The organism is Pseudomonas sp. Irchel 3H7, from assembly GCF_900187605.1.
GTDB lineage: Bacteria > Pseudomonadota > Gammaproteobacteria > Pseudomonadales > Pseudomonadaceae > Aquipseudomonas.
This window is the reverse complement of record NZ_FYEA01000003.1, coordinates 20,309-45,265: the sequence shown is the minus strand read 5'-3', so window position 1 is coordinate 45,265 and position 24,957 is coordinate 20,309. Positions and strand designations below refer to the sequence as shown.

The following is a 24,957-nucleotide window of genomic DNA, read 5'->3' as shown; positions in this document are numbered from 1 at the left end:
CATCATTCCAGCCCCGGCGCCTCACGAATAATAAAGTGATCCAGGTTCTCGATATTGGCATTGAAGACCTCGAAAGGCTTTTCGGGGTTCTTCTTGCCGGGCACCTGCTTCAACTCCGGCGTCACCCCATAGAAGAAACAGAACAACGCCTTGTCGCTATCCACCGCGTGCTTGATCTCCTCCAGAAACGCCTTGCGCTTGCGGTAGTTGTCGATCAGCTTCTTGTTCAGATAAACGCTGACCGGATACGGCTTCTTCTTACTGTCCTCGGGCTTCTTGAACCAGACCTTGTCCTCGAAATCGATACGAAAACTGGCACTGTGAAAATCCTCGATCTTCTTGATCCGCCCCCAGTAAATCAGCCCCTTGTTGTCCGTCAGATACTCAATCTTCTTGAAGAACGAACTGTACGGCGCCGAATGCTCGCCGACCTTCAACGGCATTCGCTTGAGCAACTCCTTGTCCGCGAAGTTGGAAACAAAACACTCTACCGGATGCGCAAACACACTGGTCTTGTCCGGCGCCGACTCACGCCCCGACGACTCTTTACCACTCTCCGCCGCCGCCCGCACCGGATCATCGCGCAACACATCCGCCGCCCCCGCTGGCGCGACAGGCTTGCGCACATACTCGCGCCGGGTCAGCAGCAACTCTGATGGGAAGTGTTCCTCACGCCCCTCATCCACCTCGCCATCCGCCGTCTCAACGCCAGACGCTGAAGCCTTCAAACTCACATACGGACAACCTGCCACATGCTGCGTAGTGGGCAGATTCTTAAAGTGCGGCGTGCGCACGTAATTCACGTTCTTGGCGTTGAACGTACCCAACTCATTGGACGCCTCGAACGCCGAACGACAGGCATCGTTGGGGCACTGGAAGTGTTCCTTCGCGGAGTCGAAGGCAACCGTCTCATCGAAATTGAGATCGCGAACGTCATAGATCGACAACTTGTCGTCGAGGCTGAGGCAGTAGGCGAGATCGAATTTCATGGTGGGGCTCGGATCCTTGAGTGGGGGAGGGGTATTAATAGCGGGAGGCGGCGCGGGTTGCACTGATTGTTTTTCAGGATGATGCGGGATTTGTGGGAGCCAGCCTGCTGGCGAATTGTTGGTATCAACTCATTACCGAATCCAGACACCCACTCAGCAGCAAAAACTCCCGCTAGTCACAGAGTTTTACTCCTCTGGAATCAGCCTTTTCACCCTTTTATAAAGCGAAGCTGTAAACGCCACGCGATCATTCGAATGGTGACAACGACGATGGCAATTCGGACAAAGTGCTACAGCGTTCGAGACTTGATCCGAACCCTTATCTGCAAGTGGTTTGACATGGTGGACTTCTAGAAATGGCAGATCATGCATTTGAAACGGAGCCGGGTCGCCACAGCCTTCGCAATGCCCCTCAGCTTCATTTCGAACCCAGGCTCTAACCTCGGGATCGCGAACGTAAACCGTGCGAGTACTCGACGCTTTCTTTGGTTTCTTTATGCCTTTCGGCGGCTCTTTTATGTGCTTCTTCTGAATTGCAGCAGCGCGACGCTCTAGTGTTTCTTCGTCGGCTGTCGGAATAGCAGGGTCGCCCGGCTGGAAGCCGCGATTTGTGAGAGCTGTTCGAATTAACTGCTCAACATTCGAACCAACGTTTTTCGCCGGTTTGTAACCCTTAATGGGTTTCCGATCCATCGTCATCAGGACTTTGGAAATGTTCTGCATTCGGAATTCGACAGAGCCTTTTGTACGAGTCGACAAGGCTGATGCGCGTAGTTCGCGATTCTCATGTGCCTTGTTGAATTTGTGACCCGCGAGTTCTAAATCAAGCATTCTGAGATAGGTGTCAACCGCTGCCTCAATCTCAGCAACAGTCCAGTCAGTGTCTTTTTTCTTGTCGCTCATAAAATCGCCGAGGGTTGAAAACCCTCGGACGATACTGAGTGGCCATCATGGCTGTCTAGGAAAATTCCTACATAGATTTGCGACAGTTCTCGCAAGTGATCTCACAAGTAGCACTAACTCATCAGATGCTTCGACGACTGAAATACCTCTGCAGCCTTCCGCCACCAAGACTTCGGGGCAGTCGCTCGCTGCTGTGTCTGACCCTGCAACAGATACGGCATATCTCGTAGCCGAATCCAGCTTTCATCTTGCCAATGCAACAGACTCACAGACATCTCAGGCCATTTCAAAAAACTCAGCATAGGTAGATCTGAATTTTTTGAGGACGCAGCATCGCGTAAGGCCGGAACCACCTGATGGGTCAGCCATTCACGCAACAGCCGATTCCCTGGGACGTAGTGATACACCAACAACGCATACACGCCTGACTCACTGAGCATCAGCTGCTTTTCAGGTTGTCGGTGATACTCAATCCACAGAAAACGATGCTGATCTTTGTCCAGTTTGCTGACCATCCGATCACTGAGATGGACACCCATCAAGCGACCGATATCGCGTGCGCAAAACCATGGCTGGCCTTCAAGAAGGAGGGCGTGGAGAGAGAGTTTGTGCAGAGTGAAGACAGTCGAACTGTGAGGTTCAGACATGGCAGACCTCCAATGCTGGAAGCATGTAGATCATATTGAGGTTGAAGCTGATTTCCTTCGTGCCGAAGGAGACATTTCTAGGCATATCCATTTACCTCTGTGTGATGTCAGCTTTCTTAAGGCTGGGTGCCGGGAGCTAAGAAACCCCACACAGAGGGCCGGACATATTCCCCTTTCGGGTCTTGTATTCGCCCACTCCCGGCATAACAGAGTTTTTGATGCGCACGGGGAAACCGTAGGCACAAAAAAGCCGCGACTGTCGGGTGCGGTGAGTCCGCTGTGTGAGGTGTTTCTTAGGCACCAGACAAAAGGGTAGGGGGTGGGGGATGGATGGTCAAGGCTAACCTCTGACGATTATTGTGTTTCAAAATAGAGCTTGGCCTGAGGCTCTCTGCTAGCATGAGTTCTGAATTCGAGCGTTGGCAGTACACGGTAGGTAGTGATAGAAATGAGAAATTATCGAGAGCTAAGTAAGATCTTTTCAACCAGTAATGTGGAAGAACTTGCTAGTGGGAATGTCGAGCATATTATTAATGTTGCGCACTCTTACACCGATTTTTTGTCTAAGGGCTTTACTCCTGCCGAGGTTTACGATGTTTGCTACAAGGATCTCAGTAGAAATTATAGGTTCGAGTATTTTTTTAAGAATGTTGTGGCTAATAAAATAGTTATTGGTCGTCATAGGCTTTCTACTGCCACTCTGCTATCCGAGTTTAGAGTAGGTAGTAATAAGGCTGATTGTGTTGTTTTGAACGGCAATAGTACTTGTTATGAAATAAAAACTGATCTAGATAATTTTTCCAGATTGAATGATCAGCTTGAGGCATATGCAAAGATTTTTGATAAGACGTTTGTAGTTGTTGCTGAAGGTCACAGGGAATATGCGCTGAGCAATGTCGCTGATAATGTCGGGGTTATAGTTCTTACCGGTAGAAATACTCTGTCGGAAGTGCGTAGTGCGAGAATTGTTAGTAGTAAAATTGATCCTGAGGTTTTGGTTAGATCGTTACGCCGTTCAGAGTATTTTTCAATTGCTTGCCAGATTGAAGATGCTCCGAAGGGGCTTTCAAATACAGAGGTTTTTAGTTGGTGTGAGTCTGTTTTTAAGAGGGCAGACGCGGCGTTGCTGAGATCCCTTTTTTGCAAGACTTTAAAGGAGTCGCGGCGAAAGAATCCGGATTTTTCGCTCGCCCTACCACGAACATTGTTAATGGCTAGCCTGAGCTTGAAGTTATCAAGCGCTAAAAAAAATAACCTCATGAGGGTGCTTCACTCTCCAATTTAAAGGGATGTTTGATGTATTTTCCAATATTAAAGGGTAAGCAAAATGAGTTGATTGCGTTGCGTGAGCTTTCAGAGGTGATCGACTCTCGATATATAAAGCCTGTTATTGAGCCTGTGAGGGAAAATATTGCTCCTTTGAAAAGGACGATAAAGAAGCTCGCTGAAAATGGAATAGTACCACTGGTCGTGATTAATCCTTCGTTAGGCGACTATCTCGGAGGTGAAATTTCGATTAGTCAGCTTTTAGAGACTGAGTATGGGCAATATTTGCCGTGTGTGAAAATAAAAAATCCTCAGGATCTCGCTGCAATTAGGCTTTTTCAGTCGTTCGAAGGTCGCGCTGCTGTATATCTGGAAAGTAGTATTGATAGAGCTCTGGTTGATGTGGTCAATGCGTCTATATTTACTCTTGTGAACCAAGCCAGAGTTAACGCGGTCGCGTTTTCACAACTTCGTAATAAAGTCGTATATGGTGATTTCTTCAAGAAAGAGGTTAAAAACTCTGATTATGCGGATGATTCTCTGTTTTCGGGGCTGCATACTGAGTATCGAAATATCGAAAATGCTGTAGGGTTTGGTGATTTCACTATTCTTAGTGAGGATTACTCTGAGTCGGGTGGTCCGGCATATGTTGTGGCGGTGCATTTGTCATATGTAAATCGAGATGAGTATGACGCAATGCACGTTCGGCATTTTTCTTCCTATGACGATCGCACACCTACCAACCCCGGAGGGAAGTTTATGGATGCGTTGAACAAACTTGTTCAATACGTTTCCGCTAATCCAGGAAAGTTTGTTAGGACGTCTGGTCTAGATGAATTCTTCTCTCTCCAAAATTCAAGGCATTTCCCCGGTTTGGGCAGCGTAAAAAAAATCTCAATAAAACATCATATCGAAACTACGTGTGATTATATACAGGGGCATTGAAAATGGCGAAGTGCTGTATTCATTGCTTTAATGATTCAGTTTTGATTGAGATGGCGTCAAGGGGGGAGGTTGCGAACTGCTCGTTTTGTGGTGCAGTTAGAGTGCCCACGATTAGCTCCGATACTCTGTTTTCTTCGGTTGAGTTGATTTTGTACGGCCTGGAAGTTTCTGAAGGTGGTGAGGATCTAACGTCGCTGCTTTACAATCAATTTGGTTTGCTTAATCCTGCAGTTGTCAAAGACGCTCAAAGGCTGGTGCGTGAAATTTTTGGAGAAGAGATCGCAGATTTAAAGTATGTATTTAAGTTTGATGTCTCTTTGTACTCTAGTCAATGGTTGAGCTTCAAGGAAGAACTGAAACATAAGAATAGGTTTTTTCCCCGTAGTGCATTGATTTCTCAGGTACTGAACCCGTCGTCAAGCAACTCAAGCTTTGGAGTTTTTCTGGCGCTGCTTGAGCAGTTAAAGGCTCCTTTCGAAAGGGGGGAGCTACTTTACAGAGCTAGAATATCTGAAAGCGCTCTAACCGCTGAAAAAATGGGAGCCCCGCCTCCGATGGTGGCTTCTGGGGGGCGAGCCAACCCAATTGGAATACCCTATTTATACCTCGCGCAAAATTTAGAAACTTGTGTTGCAGAGGTTAGGCCGAATAACGCTAGCTCTATATATGTATCTGAATTTGTGGCTGTTCGGGATTTAAATCTTCTTAGCCTTACTGATCCTAGATGTGACTCTTCAGTATTAAAATTTGAAGAGCAGCAAATGCAGGATGTTCTGTGTTTTTTAGATTTGTTGGAGCGTTTCTCATTGGAACTGTCCAAGCCAATATTGCCTGACAAGTCTCATATAGAGTACATACCGACTCAGTATATGTGTGAGTTCGTTAAGTCGGTTGCAAACTATGATGGCATTGTCTTTAATAGTTCTTTTGGGCAAGGCCGAAATTACGTCATATTTGATAGTGATAAATTCTTAGCTAAGGAGCCCTATCGGGGGCAAGTAGTTAGTACTCGCCATGATTTTTTAGCTGATCCTGTGTGATTACTAATCATTAGTTATATGATTGTGTGATTCATAAAGTTGCCGATATAAAAAAAGCCCCGATATTTCGGGGCTTTTTTATATTGGGTTATGCAGAGTAATCAATCCCAGCTCAACGCACCACCAGTCTGATACTCAATAACCCGTGTCTCAAAGAAATTCTTCTCTTTCTTCAAGTCCATGATCTCGCTCATCCAAGGGAACGGGTTAGTCGTCCCTGGATACTCTTCCTTCAAACCAATCTGGCTCAAACGACGGTTAGCGATGAACTTCAGGTAGTCCTCCATCATCGCCGCGTTCATGCCCAGTACGCCGCGAGGCATGGTGTCACGTGCGTATTCGATCTCCAGCTGCGTACCCTGCAGAATCATCTGGGTCGCTTCTTCCTTCATTTCGGCATCCCACAGGTGTGGGTTTTCGATTTTGATCTGGTTGATCACGTCGATGCCGAAGTTCAGGTGCATGGATTCGTCGCGCAGGATGTATTGGAACTGCTCGGCGACGCCGGTCATTTTGTTGCGGCGGCCCATGGAGAGGATTTGGGTGAAGCCGCAGTAGAAGAAGATGCCTTCCAGAACGCAGTAGTAGGCGATCAGGTTGCGCAGCAACTCTTTGTCGGTGTCCGGGGTGCCGGTTTCGAACTTCGGATCGGAGATCGAACGGGTGTACTTCAGGCCCCAAGCGGCTTTTTTAGCGACCGATGGGATCTCGTGGTACATGTTGAAGATTTCGCCTTCATCCATGGCCAGCGATTCGATGCAGTACTGGTAGGCGTGGGTGTGGATCGCTTCTTCGAAAGCCTGGCGCAGGATGTACTGGCGGCATTCCGGGTTGGTGATCAGGCGGTACACGGCCAGTACCAGGTTGTTGGCAACCAGGGAGTCGGCGGTGGAGAAGAAGCCGAGGTTGCGCATGACGATGCGGCGCTCGTCGTCGGTCAGGCCTTCCGGGTTTTTCCAGAGGGCGATGTCGGCGGTCATGTTGACTTCTTGCGGCATCCAGTGGTTTGCGCAACCGTCCAGGTACTTCTGCCAGGCCCAGTCGTACTTGAATGGCACGAGTTGGTTGAGGTCGGCGCGGCAGTTGATCATGCGCTTTTCGTCAACGGCGACACGGGCGGAGGCGCCTTCGAGTTCGGCGAGGCCTTCGGCGACGTCGAGGGAGTTCAGTGCAGCCTTGGCGCGGGCGACAGCGGCGGAGTCGTCGGCGGTCACGGCGCGGGCTTCCAGCGCTGCGGCGCCGCCGGCGTTGTCGAGGCGGTCCATGTTGGCTTCAGTAGCGTGGCCGGCGTTGGCGCCTTTCACTGCTGCTACTTCACTGTCTTCTTTGTCGAATTCGTCCCAGCTCAGCATGACGTGTCGTCTCCTGCGTGAGGGCCTGTCGCCCGTGTGAAACCTGATTGGTTGGTTTTTCACACGGTCGTACAGACCGCGTTGGATCTTAAGGAATCGTTTTTTGCAGCAGCTAAGGCAGGCAATAAAACAGAATTTTGTACGGGTTTCCGAGAGCCTCTGACGGGCGCAGATCACGTTGAACGCGACTGCGGGGCTTCAGAATGGCTTTGATTCCTGTAAGGGAATATTGCTGACCCGATTAGGGCGGCATTATAGGGAAAAAAACACGCGCGTGGGGGAGGTGAATCAGCACAGGGCGGTCGATCAGGAGGGGTATTTCAGTCGGAGCGAGGGTTTACAGGGCTTTCGCGGATGTTGGTCGGTGAGAATTTTTTTTGATTAATTTTTTCGTCGGGCTTTGGTTGCTCAAGAAATGAGCAAAAAACCGCGTTTTTCACTATATCTTGTGTTTTGCAACCCTTTTCAACGACTCCAGACACAACTGAGCCCGACCGAAGTCGGGCTGGAATCGACCCTCAATGAAGCGCTGAGAGATCCAATTCGGTGCAGTCTCAAATCATCAATTGGTGCAGCCGTTGCCCATGATGCTGTAACGCAGGATGTGACGCTGACCTTTGGAGTCGTCGTATTCCATTTTGGCCGGAACCACTTCGCAGACATTCGGAACTTCGCTCATGGAAACAACTTTGGCGATGTCCAGGTGCGTGGAGTAAGTGTATTCCTCGATAACCGGTTGTTGCTGCGCGACATCAGTCGGAACCTCATCTGCCATGGCGGTTGCGCACAGACTGCTGAGGGCCAGAACCAATAAAGCTTTCATTTCAGATTTACCTTTTTGAGGTCGAGTGGGGTCACGCAACCTTTTTAGGGTTGCGTGTGGAACTTCATCGTTTGCGGTTATTACTTGAGAGCTGGATTAACGGCCTTCGTGGGGGCTGTAACGTTGTTAATCGCGTTTGCCTTGTCGGCGAGGTGAATTTTAGGGAGATGGGGCGGGGGTAAACAGAGCGGGTTTTGATAAACACCTTTGGCAGATTTGGTAACAATCCCTTGAGATGGGGGTTGATAACCGGGTGTTTTGTCTGTGGGGCCGAGTTGTCTGAATCGCTGGCAAGCCAGCTCCCACAGGGTTTGGGGGTGTTTTAGAGGTTGGTGTCTGGCTTGCAAACGGGGTAGGTGGAGGATTTGTAGGGGCTTGTTACTACCATCGTCGAATGGTTCTATGGCCCCCGCCCCGTTACAACAGGGTCATACAAAAACAACTATTACACCGAGGTAGGAAAGATGAGTGCGGCTTCTCTGTATCCCGTTCGTCCCGAGGTTCTGGCTAACACGCTGACTGACGAGGCGACCTACAAAGCCATGTACCAGCAGTCGGTCGTCAACCCTGACGGCTTCTGGCGCGAGCAAGCCAAGCGTCTCGACTGGATCAAACCTTTCACCACGGTGAAACAGACGTCGTTCGACGATCACCATGTCGACATCAAATGGTTTGCCGACGGCACCCTGAACGTTTCCTACAACTGCCTCGACCGTCATTTGGCCGAGCGCGGCGATCAAGTCGCGATCATCTGGGAAGGTGACGATCCTTCCGAGAGCCGCAACATCACCTACCGCGAACTGCACGAACAAGTGTGCAAACTGGCCAACGCCCTGCGTGGTCAGGACGTACACCGCGGCGACGTGGTGACCATTTATATGCCGATGATTCCCGAAGCCGTGGTCGCCATGCTGGCCTGCACCCGGATCGGCGCGATTCACTCGGTGGTGTTCGGCGGTTTCTCGCCGGAAGCCCTGGCCGGTCGCATCATCGACTGCAAATCGAAAGTGGTGATCACCGCTGACGAAGGCATCCGCGCCGGCAAGAAAATTTCCCTCAAGGCCAACGTCGACGACGCGCTGACCAATCCGGAAACCAGCAGCATCCAGAAAGTCATCGTCTGCAAGCGCACCGGTGGCGACATCAAGTGGAACCAGCATCGCGACATCTGGTACGAAGACCTGATGAAAGTGGCGGGCACCGTTTGTGCGCCAAAAGAGATGGGCGCGGAAGAAGCGCTGTTCATCCTTTATACCTCCGGCTCGACCGGCAAGCCGAAGGGCGTGCAACACACCACGGGCGGTTATCTGCTGTACGCGGCGATGACCCACGAGCGCGTGTTCGACTACCGTCCGGGCGAAGTCTACTGGTGCACCGCCGACGTCGGCTGGGTCACCGGCCACAGCTACATCGTCTACGGCCCGCTGGCCAATGGCGCGACTACGCTGTTGTTCGAAGGCGTGCCGAACTATCCGGACATCACCCGGGTGGCGAAGATCGTCGACAAGCACAAGGTCAACATCCTCTACACCGCACCGACCGCGATTCGCGCGATGATGGCCTCGGGTCAGGCTGCGGTTGAGGGCGCTGATGGCAGCAGTCTGCGTCTGCTTGGTTCGGTTGGCGAGCCGATCAACCCGGAAGCGTGGGACTGGTACTACAAGAATGTCGGCAAGTCGCGTTGCCCGATCGTCGATACCTGGTGGCAGACCGAAACCGGCGGCAACATGATGAGCCCGTTGCCGGGTGCTCACGCGCTGAAGCCGGGTTCGGCGGCACGTCCGTTCTTTGGTGTGGTGCCGGCGCTGGTCGACAACCTCGGTAACATTATCGAGGGTGAGGCTGAAGGCAATCTGGTGATTCTCGATTCGTGGCCAGGTCAGGCGCGCACGCTGTACGGCGATCACGATCGTTTCGTTGATACCTACTTCAAGACGTTCCGTGGCATGTACTTCACCGGTGACGGTGCGCGCCGTGATGCCGATGGTTACTACTGGATCACCGGGCGTGTCGATGACGTGCTCAACGTGTCGGGTCACCGTATGGGCACGGCGGAGATCGAGAGCGCGATGGTTGCGCATCCGAAAGTCGCTGAAGCAGCGGTGGTCGGTGTGCCGCATGACATCAAGGGGCAGGGCATTTATGTCTATGTCACGTTGAAAAATGGCGAGGAGCCGACCGAGCAGTTGCGTCTGGAGCTGAAGAACTGGGTGCGCAAGGAGATTGGGCCGATTGCTTCGCCGGATGTGATTCAGTGGGCGCCGGGGCTGCCGAAGACGCGTTCGGGCAAGATCATGCGCCGGATTCTGCGCAAGATTGCCACGGCGGAATATGACGGGTTGGGGGATATCTCGACCTTGGCAGATCCGGGTGTGGTGCAGCATTTGATTGATACGCACAAGACCATGAATGTTGCTTAAGCGTTAGAAGCATAGGAGCCCTGTCCGGTGATGCTGGGCGGGGCTTTTTTGTGTCTGCTGTTTTTGTGGTGGCTGGTCTGGCCCCATCGCTGGCAAGCCAGCTCCCACAGGTTTTGTGGTGTGTTGGATATTTTGGTTCCAGCGCATATTGGGGGTGGCTGCTCTGGCCTCATCGCTGGCAAGCCAGCTCCCACAGGTTTTGTGGTGTGTTGGAAATTTTGGTTTCAGCGCATATTGGGGGGGGCTGCTCTGGCCTAATCGCTGGCAAGCCAGCTCCCACAGGTTTTGTGGTGTGTTGGAGATTTTGGTTCCAGCGCATATTGGGGGTGGCTGCTCTGGCCTAATCGCTGGCAAGCCAGCTCCCACAGGTTTTGTGGTGTGTTGGATATTTTGGTTCCAGCGCATATTGGGGGTGGCTGCTCTGGCCTAATCGCTGGCAAGCCAGCTCCCACAGAGTTTGTGGTGCGTTGGAGATTTTGGTTCCAGCGCATATTGGGGGTGGCTGCTCTGGCCTAATCGCTGGCAAGCCAGCTCCCACAGAGTTTGTGGTGTGTCGGAAATTTCAGCTTCGCCGAATATCCCTGTGGGAGCTGGCTTGCCAGCGATAGCAATCTGTCAGGCAACTGTGTAGTCCACTGTCGGAACGCAAGAACACCCAACCAATAATTATCGATCTCCCCCGTAAGACCTTTCCCGCTGTTACCCGCCGCGTTCCACGTAACCGAATGTGTAACCGCCCGCCCCGGAGCGGGGCAAAGGGAAACGCATCGCCCCGTTTTAGAGCCTCGAAACCCCCGGTGAAAAATAAGACACAACGCTGCGCTTGCCGGATTAGAAGGGTTTGCGAATAATAGGCCCGCAATTTGCAGCATAGATCGGTTCACTGTCTTTCGCTCTTGCATGAAATTGCAGGGCTGTCAATGTGCCAAAGTCGCTTTCTCTGTGCATCTGTAATTAGTTGTCGCATTGAAGAAATATCGGCTTCGGGCCTGTCGTTAGAATGCCGATCACTCGCTCATCGTGGCTGACGTTGAAATCTCTGACGGTTTCAATGGGAAATTTCCCACCGATGCAGCAACCGATTTCCCGATTCACCCATTCGCATATTGGGCTGTCGCTCACTCTGCCGTTTTTGCCCTTTACCGATGGAGTCCCAAGATGAAGAAACTTGTGCTGCTTGGCGCCCTGGCACTGTCCGTGCTGTCGATGAACGCCTTCGCTGACGAAAAACCTCTGAAGATCGGTATCGAAGCGGCTTACCCTCCGTTCGCTTCGAAAGCACCGGATGGCAGCATCGTCGGTTTCGACTACGACATCGGCAACGCTCTGTGCGAGCAGATGCAGGTCAAGTGTGTGTGGGTCGAGCAAGAGTTCGACGGTCTGATCCCGGCACTGAAAGTGCGCAAGATCGACGCGATTCTGTCGTCCATGTCGATCACTGAAGATCGCAAGAAGTCGGTCGACTTCACCAACAAGTACTACAACACCCCGGCACGTCTGGTCATGAAGTCCGGTACTCAGGTCAGCGAAGGTCTGGCTGAGCTGAAGGGCAAGAACATCGGCGTGCAACGTGGTTCGATCCACGAGCGTTTCGCCCGCGAAGTCCTGGCGCCACTGGGTGCCGAGATCAAGCCGTACGGCTCGCAGAACGAAATCTACCTTGACGTGGCCGCCGGTCGTCTCGACGGTACCGTGGCTGACGCCACCCTGCTGCAAGATGGCTTCCTCAACACCGACGCCGGCAAAGGCTTCGCGTTCGCAGGCCCGGCGTTCACCGACGTCAAATACTTCGGCGACGGCGTAGGCATCGCGGTACGTAAGGGCGACGCCCTGAAAGACAAGATCAACGCGGCCATCGCGGCCATCCGCGAAAACGGCAAATACAAGGCAATCCAGGACAAATACTTCGCCTTCGATATCTACGGCAAGTAACACGTCTCTGCGACAAGTCCGAAATGGCGCAAGCAACAGGATCTCTGCGGTTTGCGCCATTTTTTCATCCCAACTTTCGAGGACCTGAATCATGTTGAAAGGCTACGGGGCTGTCATCCTCGATGGCGCATGGCTGACGCTTCAGCTCGCCTTGTCGTCCATGGCTCTGGCCATCGTTCTCGGGCTGATCGGTGTCGCGTTGCGCCTGTCGCCGGTGCGCTGGCTGGCCTGGCTGGGCGATCTGTATTCCACGGTGATCCGCGGGATTCCCGATCTGGTGCTGATCCTGCTGATCTTCTACGGCGGCCAGGATTTGCTCAACCGCGTCGCACCGATGCTCGGTTATGACGACTACATCGACCTGAATCCGCTGGCCGCCGGTATCGGCACCCTCGGTTTCATTTTCGGTGCGTACCTGTCGGAAACCTTCCGTGGCGCGTTCATGGCCATTCCCAAAGGTCAGGCCGAAGCCGGCATGGCGTACGGCATGAGCAGTTTTCAGGTGTTCTTCCGGGTGATGGTGCCGCAGATGATTCGCCTGGCGATTCCGGGCTTCACCAACAACTGGCTGGTACTGACCAAGGCGACCGCGCTGATTTCCGTGGTCGGTCTGCAAGACATGATGTTCAAGGCCAAGCAGGCGGCAGATGCCACCCGTGAGCCTTTCACCTTCTTCCTCGCAGTGGCAGCGATGTACCTGGTCATCACCAGTGTTTCGTTGCTGATCCTGCGTCAACTTGAGAAGCGCTACTCGGTAGGCGTAAGGGCGGCTGATCTATGATCTTCGACTACAACGTCATTTGGGAGGCCATGCCGCTGTACCTCGGCGGCCTGCTGACCACCCTCAAACTGCTCGCGCTGTCGCTGTTTTTCGGTCTGCTCGCGGCCCTGCCGCTGGGGCTGATGCGCGTCTCGAAGAACCCGGTCGTCAACGGCGCCGCGTGGCTGTACACCTACGTGATCCGGGGCACGCCGATGCTGGTGCAACTGTTCCTGATCTACTACGGTCTGGCGCAGTTTGAAGCGGTCCGCGAAAGCTTCCTCTGGCCGTGGCTGTCCAGTGCAACGTTCTGCGCGTGTCTGGCGTTCGCGGTCAACACCAGCGCCTACACCGCTGAAATCATTGCTGGCAGCCTCAAGGCTACGCCAAACGGTGAAATCGAAGCGGCCAAGGCCATGGGCATGTCGCGCTTCAAACTGTACAAGCGCATCCTGCTGCCATCGGCCCTGCGCCGGGCACTGCCGCAGTACAGCAACGAAGTGATCATGATGCTGCAGACCACCAGTCTGGCCTCCATCGTCACTTTGATCGACATCACTGGCGCGGCGCGTACCGTCAACGCGCAGTTCTATCTGCCGTTCGAGGCGTACATCACCGCCGGCGTGTTCTACCTGTGCCTGACGTTCATTCTGGTCAAGCTGTTCAAACTGGCCGAGCGTCGCTGGTTGAGCTACCTGGCCCCGCGGAAGCACTGATATGGAACGCATCGACCACGTATTGCCGTGGAGCCACCTGGGCAGCGAGCGCAAGATTTCGGTTTTCCGCTTCGGCCACGGCGAGCGCAAGGCCTACATTCAGGCCAGCCTCCATGCTGATGAATTGCCGGGCATGCGCACCGCTTGGGAGCTGAAAAAGCGCCTCGGCGAACTCGAAGCCAAAGGCTTGCTCAACGGTGTCATCGAGCTGGTGCCGGTCGCTAACCCGTTGGGCCTCGGGCAATTGCTGCAAGGCAATCACCAAGGCCGTTTCGAGGCCGGTAGCGGCAAGAATTTCAACCGTGATTTCGTCGAGCTCAGCGCGCCGGTTGCGGCCGCTTTGGCTGAAAGCCTCGGTGATGATCCGCACGCCAATGTGCGTCTGATCCGTCAGGCCATGGCCGATCATCTGGCGGCATTGCCAGAGGCAAGCAGCCAGTTGCAAGGCATGCAGCGGGTGTTGCTCAGCCACGCTTGCACCGCTGATGTGGTGCTTGATTTGCACTGCGATGCTGAAGCCGCGCTGCACATGTACGCGTTGCCGCAACACTGGCCGCAGTGGCGTTCGCTGGCCGCGCACCTGAATGTGAAGGTCGGATTGCTAGCGGAAGATTCCGGCGGCAGCTCGTTCGATGAAGCCTGTTCGTTGCCATGGTTGCGTCTGTCGCGGCAGTTCCCTGATTCGCAGATTCCGCTGGCGTGTCTGGCGACGACCATTGAGCTGGGCGGTCAGGCCGATACCGGTCGCGCCGAAGCGCAGGCGTATGCTGAAGGCATTCTTGCGTTCCTCGCCGAGCAAGGCCTGATCACCGGCGAGTGGCCGAACCCAGCACACGAAGCCTGTGAAGGCATGCCGTTCGAAGGCACCGAGTTGCTCTTCGCACCGCATCCGGGCGTCGTGAGTTTTCTGCGCAAGCCCGGCGAATGGGTCGAGGCCGGCGACGAGATTTTTGAAGTGATTGATCCTCTGTCCGATCGGGTCAGCACGGTATGTGCTGGTACCTCCGGGGTGCTGTTTGCCATTGAACGGCTGCGTTATGCCCAACCCGGTTTCTGGCTGGCCAAGGTGGCGGGGCGCGAAGCGCTACGTCACGGGCGCTTGCTCAACGACTGACTGACTGTTTTTGTGAGAACCGACCGCATGTACAAACTTGAAGTCCAAGACCTGCATAAACGCTATGGCAGTCACGAAGTGCTCAAGGGCGTGTCCCTGAAAGCGGCAGCCGGCGATGTGATCAGCATCATCGGCTCCAGTGGCTCCGGCAAAAGTACTTTCCTGCGCTGCATCAACCTGCTCGAGCAGCCGCACGCGGGCAAGATTCTGCTCAACAACGAAGAGCTGAAACTGGTGGCGAACAAGGACGGCGCGCTGAAAGCCGCTGATCCGAAGCAGCTGCAACGCATGCGTTCGCGCCTGTCGATGGTGTTTCAGCATTTCAACCTGTGGTCGCACATGACCGCGATTGAAAACATCATGGAAGCGCCGGTTCACGTGCTTGGCGTACCCAAGTACGAAGCGCGCGAAAAAGCCGAGTACTACCTGAACAAGGTCGGCGTGGCCCATCGTAAAGATGCGTTCCCGGGGCACATGTCCGGTGGCGAGCAGCAGCGCGTGGCGATTGCCCGTGCGCTAGCGATGGAGCCTGAAGTGATGCTGTTCGACGAACCGACTTCGGCCCTCGACCCGGAACTGGTGGGCGACGTGCTGAAAGTCATGCAAGCGCTGGCGCAGGAAGGTCGCACCATGGTTGTGGTTACGCACGAAATGGGTTTTGCCCGTGAAGTGTCGAACCAGTTGGTGTTCCTGCACAAAGGTGTGGTGGAAGAGAGCGGCAACCCGCGCGAAGTGCTGGTGAATCCGCAATCGGAACGTTTGCAGCAATTCCTCTCGGGCAGCCTCAAGTAATCGCTGCCGTTATGCACCAAATCAGGTCATGCTTCGCGACCTGAAGGTTGGCTCCAATCCACTGTAGGAGCTGCCGAAGGCTGCGATCTTTTGATCTGTTTTTGAAGATCAAAAGATCGCAGCCTCGTTCCACTCGACAGCTCCTACATGGGAATGGCATTCCAGTCCCGATGGTGGATCTGCGTCAGGCTCAAGATTTGTGTTCATTTACGGGCTAGCATTGGCCCATGCCTTCATCACTGTTCTTCGTTTCGGATTGCCCGCCCATGACTGCCCATCGAATTGGTTTCCTGATTTGGCCCAGCACTAAAGCGTTGACGCTGGCGCTGGCGGAGGAAGCCTTGCGTGTTGCTCAGCGGGTGCACCCGGATGTGGTTTACGAACTGTCGTTCCTGCAAGCCGAGCCACCCGCCGAAGGTGCCTGGCAATTACCCGGCGAAGCGTGGGCCGGCAAACTCGAAAATTTCCAGAAACTGTTCCTGCTCGCTGACGAGCCACCGACCACGTTGGCGCCGGCTCTCAGCAGTGCACTGAAGCAATTGGTGCGTGCCGGCACGGTCATCGGCGGTCTGTCCGCGGGTGTGTACCCGCTGGCGCAACTCGGTTTGCTCGACGGTTATCGCGCTGCCGTGCACTGGCGCTGGCAGGACGATTTCGCCGAGCGTTTTCCGAAAGTCATCGCCACCAGTCACTTGTTCGACTGGGATCGCGATCGCCTGACCGCCTGCGGTGGCATGTCCGTGCTCGATCTGTTGCTGGCGGTGCTGGCCCGCGATCACGGTGCGGAATTGGCCGGTGCAGTCTCGGAAGAACTGGTGGTTGAACGCATTCGTGAAGGCGGCGAGCGTCAGCGCATCCCGCTGCAGAACCGTCTCGGCTCCAGCCATCCGAAGCTCACTCAAGCGGTGTTGCTGATGGAAGCCAACATCGAAGAGCCACTGACCACCGACGAAATCGCCCAACACGTGTGCGTGTCGCGTCGCCAACTGGAGCGCATCTTCAAGCAATACCTCAACCGTGTGCCGAGCCAGTACTACCTGGAATTGCGCCTGAACAAGGCCCGGCAGATGTTGATGCAAACCAGCAAGTCGATCATCCAGATCGGCCTTTCGTGTGGCTTCTCCTCGGGGCCGCATTTCTCCAGCGCCTATCGCAACTTCTTCGGCGCCACGCCGCGGGAAGATCGCAACCAGCGGCGCAGCAGCAGTCCGTTCGAATTGTCGTCAGTGCCGCCAGAGCGCGGTTAGGTCTCGGCGTACGTCTGGCTCAATCGGAAAACGACATATCCCTGAAGTTGTCCAGCGCTTGGTAAGCGCTGGCCAGCCATTCTCGCTCCTCCTGCAGTCGCGTTTCGTTGGTCGCATTGTAAATAGTCAAACGCTGCTGACTCTCCAGGCTTAGTGGATTGTTGCTGAAGTCATAGGTGGCACCTCTACCGTCAGCAGGAGAGGGCAGTGGGTCGGGGAGTTCGATGATGGCGTTGGCGGAAAGATCTGCATACGTCAGCTGCGGCATCTCAAAAAGGCCGACCGGTACGTCGGTCAGTCCCGTGTTGCTCAATCGCAGAGAGTGACACGCGTTGAAGTTTCTCAGGTCCGGTGTCAGCCCCAATGGATTGTGGCTCAAGTCAAGAATGCGCAGGTTTTCCATCGCCGCCAGTGCATTCACGGTTTGCTCAGTCAGTACGATGCGGCAATGGGGCAGTTCCAGGCTGGTCAGATTGCTCATGCGCAAGATTGAGGCGGGAATCTCGTTGAGTTGATAGGCGCGAATATCCAGTTTTTTGAGTGACGGGAACAGCTCAAGCAATCGGTCAACCCGGGGGTGCACGTTGGCAGTACTTGTCAGTGTCAGTTTGCTGGTCTGCTCGAAACGCCCGCTCAGTTTCGGCAACTCGCCATGGAAAGACAGATCAAGGGCTACCTCAGAAGAGGCCAGGCCTCCCGGCGCTACGCGCAAGCTTTGTTCCAGGCCATCCCTGAACCAGCTGCGTCTGGCGTTTTCCTGGCGTAGCGCTTCGTCGCCCATGTTAGCGCCTGTGAGCGGATCACGCGGAACCTCCCGCGCCCATACCTCAAGCTCGCGCAGTAGCGTGGCGAGGTCGCTCTGGCGACGCAGTAATTCGATGCGTCCTTCGGCCATTGTCCCGGGCAGGCCATAGACCAGATGGTTGGCATCGGCTTCACTGATGGCGGGATACAGGTCTCGCGCCAGGGCAATGTCAGCCTGCTCAGCCAAAACACCCAGGTTCTGATAACTGAGTTGGTAGAAGGCTTTTATCCGGTTTTTTGAGGCCGTGGACAGTGGATTGGCCCTCAGGACAACCCCGTTGGTGCCAAAGCCAGTCAAGTCTTCCGGCAATTCGACAATGGCGTTTTCGCTGAGGAACGTGTCACGCAGGCGAGGTAACTGCCCCACGCCGGCGGGCACCTGAGTAATACCGGTGCGGGAAAGATCCAGGGCCGACAGCGCGCGTAATGCTCCGACATCCGGCGCAGTGCCCAGAGGGTTGTTGTACAAGTCCAGTCCTTTCAACCCGCTCATCGCGCTAAGCGTGGCCTGGCCCATGGCGTCGAGTACCACACCACAACTGTTCAGCATCAGTGTTTCGAGGGACAGCATGAGTGCCAGCGCCCGTGGCATGCGGCCCAGCTTGAAGCCGCGCAGCTCCATGGCTTGCAATCCCTTGAAGCACATCAGGAAACTGTCCGGGGCATTTAGCGTTTCATTACCCTGAATGGACAAGCGGACGACGTGGCTGAAGTCGGCAGACAGCGACGGCAGTTCCCCCGCAAAGTGAGCAACGATATCTAGCGTATTGAGCCTCAGTTCGGGCTTGTCGGTGTTTCTGGCGCGCCAGAACTGTTCCAGGTTTTGACTGAACTCTCTCCTCTTGAATTGTTCTTCCACGCGCTCAGGCACGCTCAGGATTTCGCCGGTCATGGGATTGCGCAACGGTATGCGTTCGGACCAAGCGCTCAAGTCGCTGATCATCTGGCTGATTTCCGCTTCCCAGCGCAGCAGTTGCGCAGTACCTGCCTGCAGCGTGCCGGGCAAGTGATAGATCATGTGACTGGCATCGTCGATGTCCATCCATGGATACAACCTTTGTGCGCTGGCCAGGTCGCCTACATCCGGCATCACGTCAAAATGGCGTCCGTGCTCGACATAGTAGGTTTTGATGCGCTCGCGAGTGGGCAGGGACAGTGGATTGCTGGCCAGATTGGTGCCGTCGGCGAGGTCCAGATCGAGGCTGAAAAAAGTTTCGGGCAGATTGGTGATGCGGTTGCCGTTCAACAAGGCGTTTTTCAGGTTCGGGTGATCGGCGAAGCCATTGGGCAGTGCCGTAATGCCGGAGTTCGAAAGCAGAATGTCACGCATGGCAGGCAGCGGCTGCAGGTCGGGTATCGCCGCCAGTGGATTGTGACTCAGGTCCAGCAGTTCAAGGTCGCTCAGTGTCGCGAGGGTGTTCTGGTCGGCGGGGCTGAGTGTCACGCCGCAGTCTCTCAATGTCAGTTCCGTGAGCTTCGGCAGGTGGGTCACGGACTGCGGTATTTCACCCAGTGGAAACTGTTGCAGGTCCAGCTCGCGTGTGTTGACGAACAAATCGATGAACGCGTCGGGGGCACCGATAGCGGCATTGCCCTTGAGCTTCACACCAACGACATGAGAGAAGTCCGTTGTCAGTTGCGGCAGGTCACCGATGAACCTCAAGTCGGACTCAAAAAAATCCGCACGCATGCCTGATTCGACCGATCGGCGACGCCAGAAGCGTTCCAGCTGTTGGCCAAATTCGGAGCGGGCGGCGTATTGGTCAAACAGTTCAATGGCCGTGAGAACTTCACCCGTCAAGGGATGAACGCTGGGAACTTGCGGTGCCCAAGCGGTCAGGTCCGAAGTCAGCTGATTAAGCTCGGCCCGCCACCTGACGAGCTGAATCCTGCTATCGGCCAGGGTTCCGGGCAAGTCGTAGATTACATCGCTGGCCTCCTGTTCATCCAGGGACGGAAACAGATCTCGCATGAGGGCGATATCGCTGGTCTCTGCGCGCACATCGAAGTCTTGTCCGGTGCGTCTGTAATAGGTTTTCACTTTGTTGCGTGTGGCCACCGACAGCGGGTTGTCGGAAAAGTCGAAGCCGTCACTCTGATTGGCCGACAGCTCGAACACCGCATCGGGGATTTCGCTGATGCGGTTACCGCTGATAATTGCAGTGCGCAGATTCGGATGACTGGCCAGCCCGTCAGGCGTCACGTTGAGGCCGCAGTTGGACAAATCGAGGTAGGTCAGTTCGGGGAGCAGGTTCAGCTCGGGGAAAGTCCCCAGGGGATTGTTGCTCAGGTCCAGCGTATGCAGGTTGTTCAGGGAAACCAGTGTCGCCTGATTTTCAGGGGTCAGCACCACGCCGCAATCGTTGAGTTCCAATACGCTGAGGCGAGGCATCCTGATCTGCGAAAGGGCAATCGGCTCCAGGTCGAAGGCGTGCAATTCCAGTGTGGTCAGATTCTCAAAGCGCTGAATGAACGGCAGTACTGCCGTGAGGTTTTTATTGCCCGTCAGTGTCAGTCGCGAGACATGCTCGAAATTGGCACTCAAGGCCGGCAGGTCGCCCATGAAATCAAGCGTTGCGGTCAGCTCGCTTTCTCTGAGAGACGCTGATCGGGTGCGCCAGAAACGCTCCAGTTTTTGCCGAAACTCATCCCGTGCACTGCGCTCCAGTGCTTGCTCATCCAGCGTCAAAGGTCGATTGAAAACGGGGTCGAGCGCAGGTGTCTGGTTGGCCCATTCGCCGAGTTCAGTCTTCAACGTTGCGAGCTCGGCCTCCCAACTGGCGAGCTGAGCCTGGCTGTCAGTCAATGTGCCGGGAAGCCGATACAACAATTCACTGGCCTGGTCGGCATTCAGATCAGGAAACAACGTCGTGGTGCGCAAAATATCGGCTGGATCCGGGCGTACTCCGAAATGTTTGCCTGTGTGGTTATAGTACGTTTTCACTTTCTCTCGGGTGGCGGCCGACAGCGGGTTGTCGGCAAAACCGAAGCCGTCACTGAGTGAGCTGGTCAGGTTGAAAAAAACGTCCGGTATGTCGCTGATCTGGTTGCCATCGAAATTGCCGGTGATCAGTCTCGGGTGATCGAGCAGGTTGTCCGGCAGTGTGGAGATGTCTGTCTTGGTCAGATTGAGATAACGCAACGAAGGCATCGCGCTGACGTCGGGAGGCGTGCCCAATGGATTGCCCCGCAGATCCAGCAGCGAAAGGTTGGGTAACGATGCAAGCACTGCCTGATTGGTTGCCGAGTGGGTGATGCCGCAGTCGCGCAAGATCAGCTGGCGCAGGTTGGGCATTGCGGTGAACGATTGGGGCAGGCTCGGCAGATCGAGGTTTTGCGCATCCAGATACAGCAGGCCCGTGAAGCGTTGCATAAAGGTGTCCACTGCCCTGGTATTGGCGCTGCCATTGATGGAGAGCATGACGACGTGGCTGAAGTCCGCTTCCAGTGCGGGTAGCTCCCCCAGTACGGGTTGCGCAATCTGCAACATGTACCCAGCGGGACCCCGGGTTTGCCTGCGCCAGCAACGCAGTAGCGCTTCTCGGAACTGCGCGCGATTCTGCAGGGCTGCCCGGCGTTCGATATAGGTCAACGGCAGGCCGCTGACAGGGTCATTGGCGGGGACGTCGATTTCCCAGTTACGCAGGTCATTACTGAGCTTGAAGTATTCGTTGCGGCGCCTGGCCAGTTCCGCGTTGAACTCAACCGTGTTGTTCTGGAAAACCGCAACGAAATTACGCGCCTCCTCGTTGGACATGCCTCGATAGATCGCCTGCACGCGCTCTTCGGGACTAACGATTCGCTGACCTGTGGTCACCAGGTTGTCCTGGTTTTCGATGCCGATCGCACCGAGTTCACCCGCTTCAAAAAAATCGGCATTTTCAAGGCTTCTGGGTGCGTTCAGTCGATCATTGCCGAAGCCTGCCAGGCGTAGTGTGTCCACGGCCGGTTGGCTGATCGGCGCTTCGAACAGCACGGTGCGTAGCTCCTCGCGTTCAAGTGATCGCTGACGAACTGCGGCACTCAACGCGTCGCCCTGGCCGATCTGCAGGTTCAGATTCTGACGTTCGCCGTCCGGTAATGCGTACAACAGACTGGAGTAAAAATCCGTGGCCGAATGCAGCTCCTGGCCGCGGTCGTCGTAAGATTGATAGCGGCCGTCCTGGTGGCGAACCAGTACTTTCCGAGCGGGCGCATCTTCGCGTCCGATGCTGTCGAGTACCGCGCCTTCGTAACGTCCGTCGCGGATTTCGAGGCGCACATCGCCGCTCCAGCCTGGCAGCAGCTTGAGGCTGTGCAGCGCAAGGGAATCGGAATCGGCATTGCTCAAGGCGTTCAGTTCCAGGCCTTCGTAAGCGCGGGTGACACGCACTTCCTGATTGGCCAGTTGCATGAATTCCTGTTGGCGCGGCGGCAGTTCTCCGTTGCTGATCTGTATCAATTCACTACCGCTGGCGGTCTCGAGCAGTTCACGGACGAGGCTGGCCGGCAGTGTCGGATCGTGGTCGATGATTGTTTGGGCCAATGGATCGTCAATGTGCTGAAGGACCTGATAGCGCGAGTCGAACAGCGAGCTTCGGTGGCGTCGGGCGAGATGGGCCAGTTGCTTGCGCAGCATCTGACTGCGAACTTCCAGCGAGGGCGTCGGCCCGCTGAAAGGTTCTGCGAGCAACGCTTTGATTTGCTGCTCGTCGAGAGAAGCCAGCAGGGTCTTGAGCAGGTCGCCATCGATCAGGCTGTCCAGGCGAAGCTCGGTCAGCGGCAAGGTTGCGTCCGCCGAGGATTGCCAGAGCAGTTCGCCTCGTTGATCAACCAGGCGCAGGCGTTGGCTGCTCGGCCAGCGGCCGTGTTGCGTCAGCAGTTGCAGTTGTGTCGCCGGATCGGCACGCAGGTATTGCTCAGCCACGTTGCTGTCGAGTTGATCGATAAAGCGTTGCAGTTGTTGATCGATCTTGAAGCGCTGAATGCTGTCGGCCAACAGGGGAGGTGGAGTTTGTTGATCGACATGCATCTTGCGTACGGCATCTTCATTGACGCCACTGACACGCAGGATTGTCTCGCGGTCTGGAGGCGAGAATGTCTCGATGGAAGGATTGATTCGCCGCAGCGCCGTGTCGGTGTCCCATTCCAGTGGTTGTTCCAGTTCGGTGTGCCAGGCACCGGCGCCATTGTGCCGCACCGTCGGTTGGTAGGCGTCGGGCCGAGTGGGATGTTCGATCGTGTATTGGCCGGGAATCGCACCTTCGCTCACGGCAAAATGAGCGTCTTCCAGTGGCAGCAGTTGCTTGCCTTGATGCGGGTACAGGCCCAGTTCATTGGGCGTTGAACCGGCATCGGGCACTGCCGTGTGCTGGTAGCGGGCCAGATCGGGATCCCAGTAGCGGGTTTTGCCATTGGCCAGTTGTACAGGCTTGAAGCGGTCGATGAAGGCGACCACTTCCTTGGGCAAGACCTTGCGAAACTCGCCGGCACCAATCGCGCCGCCCATGCCGAAGATACCCAGTTGGATCAGCGATTCGACGGTGCCCATCAGGTGTTCGAACGCTTCGCTCGTGCGTCCCTGTCCCCATTCGATGATGCCCTCGAAAGCTTCATCGAGCATTTGATACGCCATGTACGCCATCATCGCTTCACCCAGGACCGGCACGAACGGCGCGACGATCAGCGCGGCGGCCTGGACGATGCTCGAGATGATGTTGCTCACCGAGTCCCAGAAAGCCCAGCGTGCTTTTTGGTCCACCATGGCGGTGGGCACGGCGATCACCCGGGCGTCATTGAAGATTTTGTTCAGTTTCGATTGATAGAGGTGTTGCCACAGATCGACCTGGAACGGTGTCAGTGTGGTTTGCAGATCCGGTCGTTCTACAGGTGTTTCGCGCCAAGCGGGCAGTGAGCTGCCGGACTCCGGCGGATGCCATGTCATTTGGCTCAAGCGGCTGTTGAGGGTGCTGAAGAAAAAGCCGCGATGTTCGTGGTTCACGAAGCGGCTGAAAAACTGCTGATAGTCTTTCGAACGCAGCTGGCGCGTCAGTTCGACAAACAGTTCGTAGGTCGATGCGTATTCCTTGAAAGGGTGCTCGGGATCATCCGGGACGTAGGCCACCACCCGCGCCGGGGTGCGCGATGCATACAGGTCGGGGGCAAAGACGACGATACCGGTGAGCGGCGCGCACAACATCCCCATGTCATGGCACCGCACGGGCGCGCCACCGACATACAGTCCTCTCATGCCGTCGAGCACGGCGTCGATCAAGCGAAAATAACTTTCCGACACATCGCGGTTCATCCGCGCCCATTGCAGGGCCGCTTTCATCGCGGCCTTCTGACTGTCGTCCAGTTTGCTGCGCAGTACGGACGCCACCATCGGATCGGTATAGCCGAGGTTGTCTTCGAGATGGGCTTTGTACTGAGCACCGAGATCCAGCCTTCGGCACAGCTGGGTGAAGGCGGCAATGCTCAGTTTGGCCTTGATCGACGGCAGGGTCATGAACTGGCCGGTGGTGGAGGGCCGGGTGACGAAGGTCGAGTCAACGTCGAAGGCGTCGTCACGGGTTTCCGCTTCCTCGAAGTTGTGCAGCGCGGCCTCCAGTAACGACACCGTCCAGGCGCGCGTGCCCGTTCTGATCGGGAGCCACGGGGTGGTTGCGGGGATGTACAGGCGCACAAAGGTATTGCGCACATCCAGATCCAGCCCGAAGGATTTGTTCAGTTCCTGTTTGAGCAAGGGCTCGGCAAAGGCGCTGGCGTCTTGCAGGTGTTCGAGGCTTTGATCGACTTGGCTTTGCGCGGCCCAGTGCGCGGCGTTGAGGGTTTTCATCTGTTGATGCTGTTCGGCGGGGACCGATTGGAGTGAAGTGGACAGACGGGGCAGGCTGTCCTGGAGCGCCTGGCGGCGGGTCGATGAAGTGTTGCCGAGCCAGTCGGGTACGGCGTTTTTCAGTGGCAGGTAGTGGTCGTCGTGATGCTGCGCGTCGCTCGCGGCAGTCGAGACTGGCGGTGGTGGCTGAGTCAGGTGCATGGGCCAATCCTTGGCGTTGAAAAGAACGCGCAGCAAATCAGGAAGCGACCCCTCTTGTGCGGTACATATTTATATCTTTGTCGCGGGGTGGAGTTGGTATTCTCTGCAGCCTGCCGCAAATCGGCGGCGCCCGTTAAACTGCGCCTTTGCGACGCTATATGTCGCATTGCCGTAAACCCGTGAAAATCC

General features: G+C 55.4%; 16 protein-coding genes. 10 read left to right on the top strand and 6 right to left on the bottom strand.

Annotation, left to right across the window (positions count from 1 at the left end; genetic code table 11):
- Positions 1-2 precede the first annotated feature (2 nt).
- The 3 genes from CKW38_RS06270 to CKW38_RS06260 form a co-directional block, all read right to left on the bottom strand.
- The gene (locus CKW38_RS06270) at positions 3-989 is read right to left on the bottom strand and encodes a hypothetical protein (protein ID WP_095112221.1); all 987 of its coding nucleotides are present in this window, start codon (positions 987-989) and stop codon (positions 3-5) included.
- Positions 990-1,175: 186 nt separating this feature from the next.
- A complete protein-coding gene (locus tag CKW38_RS06265; RefSeq protein ID WP_095112220.1) occupies positions 1,176-1,892 on the bottom strand; it encodes an HNH endonuclease signature motif containing protein in 717 nt (238 codons plus the stop codon).
- Between the two features lie 113 nt (positions 1,893-2,005).
- Positions 2,006-2,539 carry a Bro-N domain-containing protein gene (locus tag CKW38_RS06260; RefSeq protein WP_095112219.1) on the bottom strand — a complete coding sequence of 178 codons (534 nt, stop codon included), beginning with the start codon at positions 2,537-2,539 and terminating at the stop codon, positions 2,006-2,008.
- Positions 2,540-2,987: 448 nt separating this feature from the next.
- On the opposite strand from CKW38_RS06260, the gene CKW38_RS29535 reads away from it, so the two are divergent.
- The 3 genes from CKW38_RS29535 to CKW38_RS06245 all read left to right on the top strand — a co-directional run bounded on the left by CKW38_RS29535 (position 2,988) and on the right by CKW38_RS06245 (position 5,790).
- Entirely contained in the window at positions 2,988-3,824 is an 837-nt protein-coding gene (locus CKW38_RS29535; protein WP_141232654.1) for a sce7726 family protein, read from the top strand.
- Between the two features lie 11 nt (positions 3,825-3,835).
- Positions 3,836-4,750, top strand: a complete 915-nt coding sequence (locus tag CKW38_RS06250) for a sce7725 family protein (protein WP_095112217.1) — start codon at positions 3,836-3,838, stop codon at positions 4,748-4,750.
- Positions 4,751-4,851: 101 nt separating this feature from the next.
- Positions 4,852-5,790: an RES family NAD+ phosphorylase gene (locus CKW38_RS06245; protein WP_176472300.1), complete on the top strand. Its 939-nt coding sequence runs from the start codon at positions 4,852-4,854 to the stop codon at positions 5,788-5,790.
- Between the two features lie 101 nt (positions 5,791-5,891).
- On the opposite strand, the gene CKW38_RS06240 is transcribed toward CKW38_RS06245, so the two are convergent.
- Both CKW38_RS06240 and CKW38_RS06235 read right to left on the bottom strand, forming a co-directional pair.
- On the bottom strand, positions 5,892-7,142 hold the full coding sequence (locus CKW38_RS06240; RefSeq protein ID WP_047599662.1) for a ribonucleotide-diphosphate reductase subunit beta: 1,251 nt from the start codon (positions 7,140-7,142) through the stop codon (positions 5,892-5,894).
- 562 nt (positions 7,143-7,704) lie between these two features.
- The gene (locus CKW38_RS06235; RefSeq protein ID WP_007912695.1) at positions 7,705-7,965 is read right to left on the bottom strand and encodes a DUF2790 domain-containing protein; all 261 of its coding nucleotides are present in this window, start codon (positions 7,963-7,965) and stop codon (positions 7,705-7,707) included.
- Positions 7,966-8,429: 464 nt separating this feature from the next.
- Between CKW38_RS06235 and acs the strand changes: the two genes are divergently transcribed.
- From acs to argR, 7 genes are all read left to right on the top strand, one after another.
- Positions 8,430-10,385: an acetate--CoA ligase gene (gene acs / locus CKW38_RS06230; RefSeq protein ID WP_007912698.1), complete on the top strand. Its 1,956-nt coding sequence runs from the start codon at positions 8,430-8,432 to the stop codon at positions 10,383-10,385.
- A 1,158-nt stretch (positions 10,386-11,543) separates the two neighbouring features.
- Positions 11,544-12,317, top strand: a complete 774-nt coding sequence (locus tag CKW38_RS06225; protein ID WP_007912701.1) for an ABC transporter substrate-binding protein — start codon at positions 11,544-11,546, stop codon at positions 12,315-12,317.
- Between the two features lie 91 nt (positions 12,318-12,408).
- Positions 12,409-13,098 carry an ABC transporter permease gene (locus tag CKW38_RS06220; RefSeq protein ID WP_007912702.1) on the top strand — a complete coding sequence of 230 codons (690 nt, stop codon included), beginning with the start codon at positions 12,409-12,411 and terminating at the stop codon, positions 13,096-13,098.
- Positions 13,095-13,793: an ABC transporter permease gene (locus CKW38_RS06215; protein ID WP_007912703.1), complete on the top strand. Its 699-nt coding sequence runs from the start codon at positions 13,095-13,097 to the stop codon at positions 13,791-13,793. Before CKW38_RS06220 ends, CKW38_RS06215 begins: the two co-directional genes overlap by 4 nt.
- A gap of 1 nt (position 13,794) precedes the next feature.
- Positions 13,795-14,907 carry a M14 family metallopeptidase gene (locus tag CKW38_RS06210; protein WP_095112215.1) on the top strand — a complete coding sequence of 371 codons (1,113 nt, stop codon included), beginning with the start codon at positions 13,795-13,797 and terminating at the stop codon, positions 14,905-14,907.
- Positions 14,908-14,934: 27 nt separating this feature from the next.
- Positions 14,935-15,699, top strand: a complete 765-nt coding sequence (locus CKW38_RS06205; protein ID WP_007912705.1) for an ABC transporter ATP-binding protein — start codon at positions 14,935-14,937, stop codon at positions 15,697-15,699.
- Positions 15,700-15,965: 266 nt separating this feature from the next.
- On the top strand, positions 15,966-16,946 hold the full coding sequence (argR, locus tag CKW38_RS06200; RefSeq protein ID WP_007912706.1) for a transcriptional regulator ArgR: 981 nt from the start codon (positions 15,966-15,968) through the stop codon (positions 16,944-16,946).
- 19 nt (positions 16,947-16,965) lie between these two features.
- On the opposite strand, the gene CKW38_RS06195 is transcribed toward argR, so the two are convergent.
- Complete coding sequence (locus CKW38_RS06195) at positions 16,966-24,768, bottom strand: dermonecrotic toxin domain-containing protein (protein ID WP_095112214.1); 7,803 nt, start codon at positions 24,766-24,768, stop codon at positions 16,966-16,968.
- Positions 24,769-24,957 lie beyond the last annotated feature (189 nt).

Excerpts from the sequence above, each read along its gene's own strand:
- CKW38_RS06270 (WP_095112221.1), bottom strand. The coding sequence starts at position 989 with ATGAAATTCGATCTCGCCTACTGCCTCAGCCTCGACGACAAGTTGTCG.
- CKW38_RS06265 (WP_095112220.1), bottom strand. The coding sequence starts at position 1,892 with ATGAGCGACAAGAAAAAAGACACTGACTGGACTGTTGCTGAGATTGAG.
- CKW38_RS06260 (WP_095112219.1), bottom strand. The coding sequence starts at position 2,539 with ATGTCTGAACCTCACAGTTCGACTGTCTTCACTCTGCACAAACTCTCT.
- CKW38_RS29535 (WP_141232654.1), top strand. The coding sequence starts at position 2,988 with ATGAGAAATTATCGAGAGCTAAGTAAGATCTTTTCAACCAGTAATGTG.
- CKW38_RS06250 (WP_095112217.1), top strand. The coding sequence starts at position 3,836 with ATGTATTTTCCAATATTAAAGGGTAAGCAAAATGAGTTGATTGCGTTG.
- CKW38_RS06240 (WP_047599662.1), bottom strand. The coding sequence starts at position 7,142 with ATGCTGAGCTGGGACGAATTCGACAAAGAAGACAGTGAAGTAGCAGCA.
- CKW38_RS06235 (WP_007912695.1), bottom strand. The coding sequence starts at position 7,965 with ATGAAAGCTTTATTGGTTCTGGCCCTCAGCAGTCTGTGCGCAACCGCC.
- acs (WP_007912698.1), top strand. The coding sequence starts at position 8,430 with ATGAGTGCGGCTTCTCTGTATCCCGTTCGTCCCGAGGTTCTGGCTAAC.
- CKW38_RS06225 (WP_007912701.1), top strand. The coding sequence starts at position 11,544 with ATGAAGAAACTTGTGCTGCTTGGCGCCCTGGCACTGTCCGTGCTGTCG.
- CKW38_RS06220 (WP_007912702.1), top strand. The coding sequence starts at position 12,409 with ATGTTGAAAGGCTACGGGGCTGTCATCCTCGATGGCGCATGGCTGACG.
- CKW38_RS06215 (WP_007912703.1), top strand. The coding sequence starts at position 13,095 with ATGATCTTCGACTACAACGTCATTTGGGAGGCCATGCCGCTGTACCTC.
- CKW38_RS06210 (WP_095112215.1), top strand. The coding sequence starts at position 13,795 with ATGGAACGCATCGACCACGTATTGCCGTGGAGCCACCTGGGCAGCGAG.
- CKW38_RS06205 (WP_007912705.1), top strand. The coding sequence starts at position 14,935 with ATGTACAAACTTGAAGTCCAAGACCTGCATAAACGCTATGGCAGTCAC.
- argR (WP_007912706.1), top strand. The coding sequence starts at position 15,966 with ATGACTGCCCATCGAATTGGTTTCCTGATTTGGCCCAGCACTAAAGCG.
- CKW38_RS06195 (WP_095112214.1), bottom strand. The coding sequence starts at position 24,768 with ATGCACCTGACTCAGCCACCACCGCCAGTCTCGACTGCCGCGAGCGAC.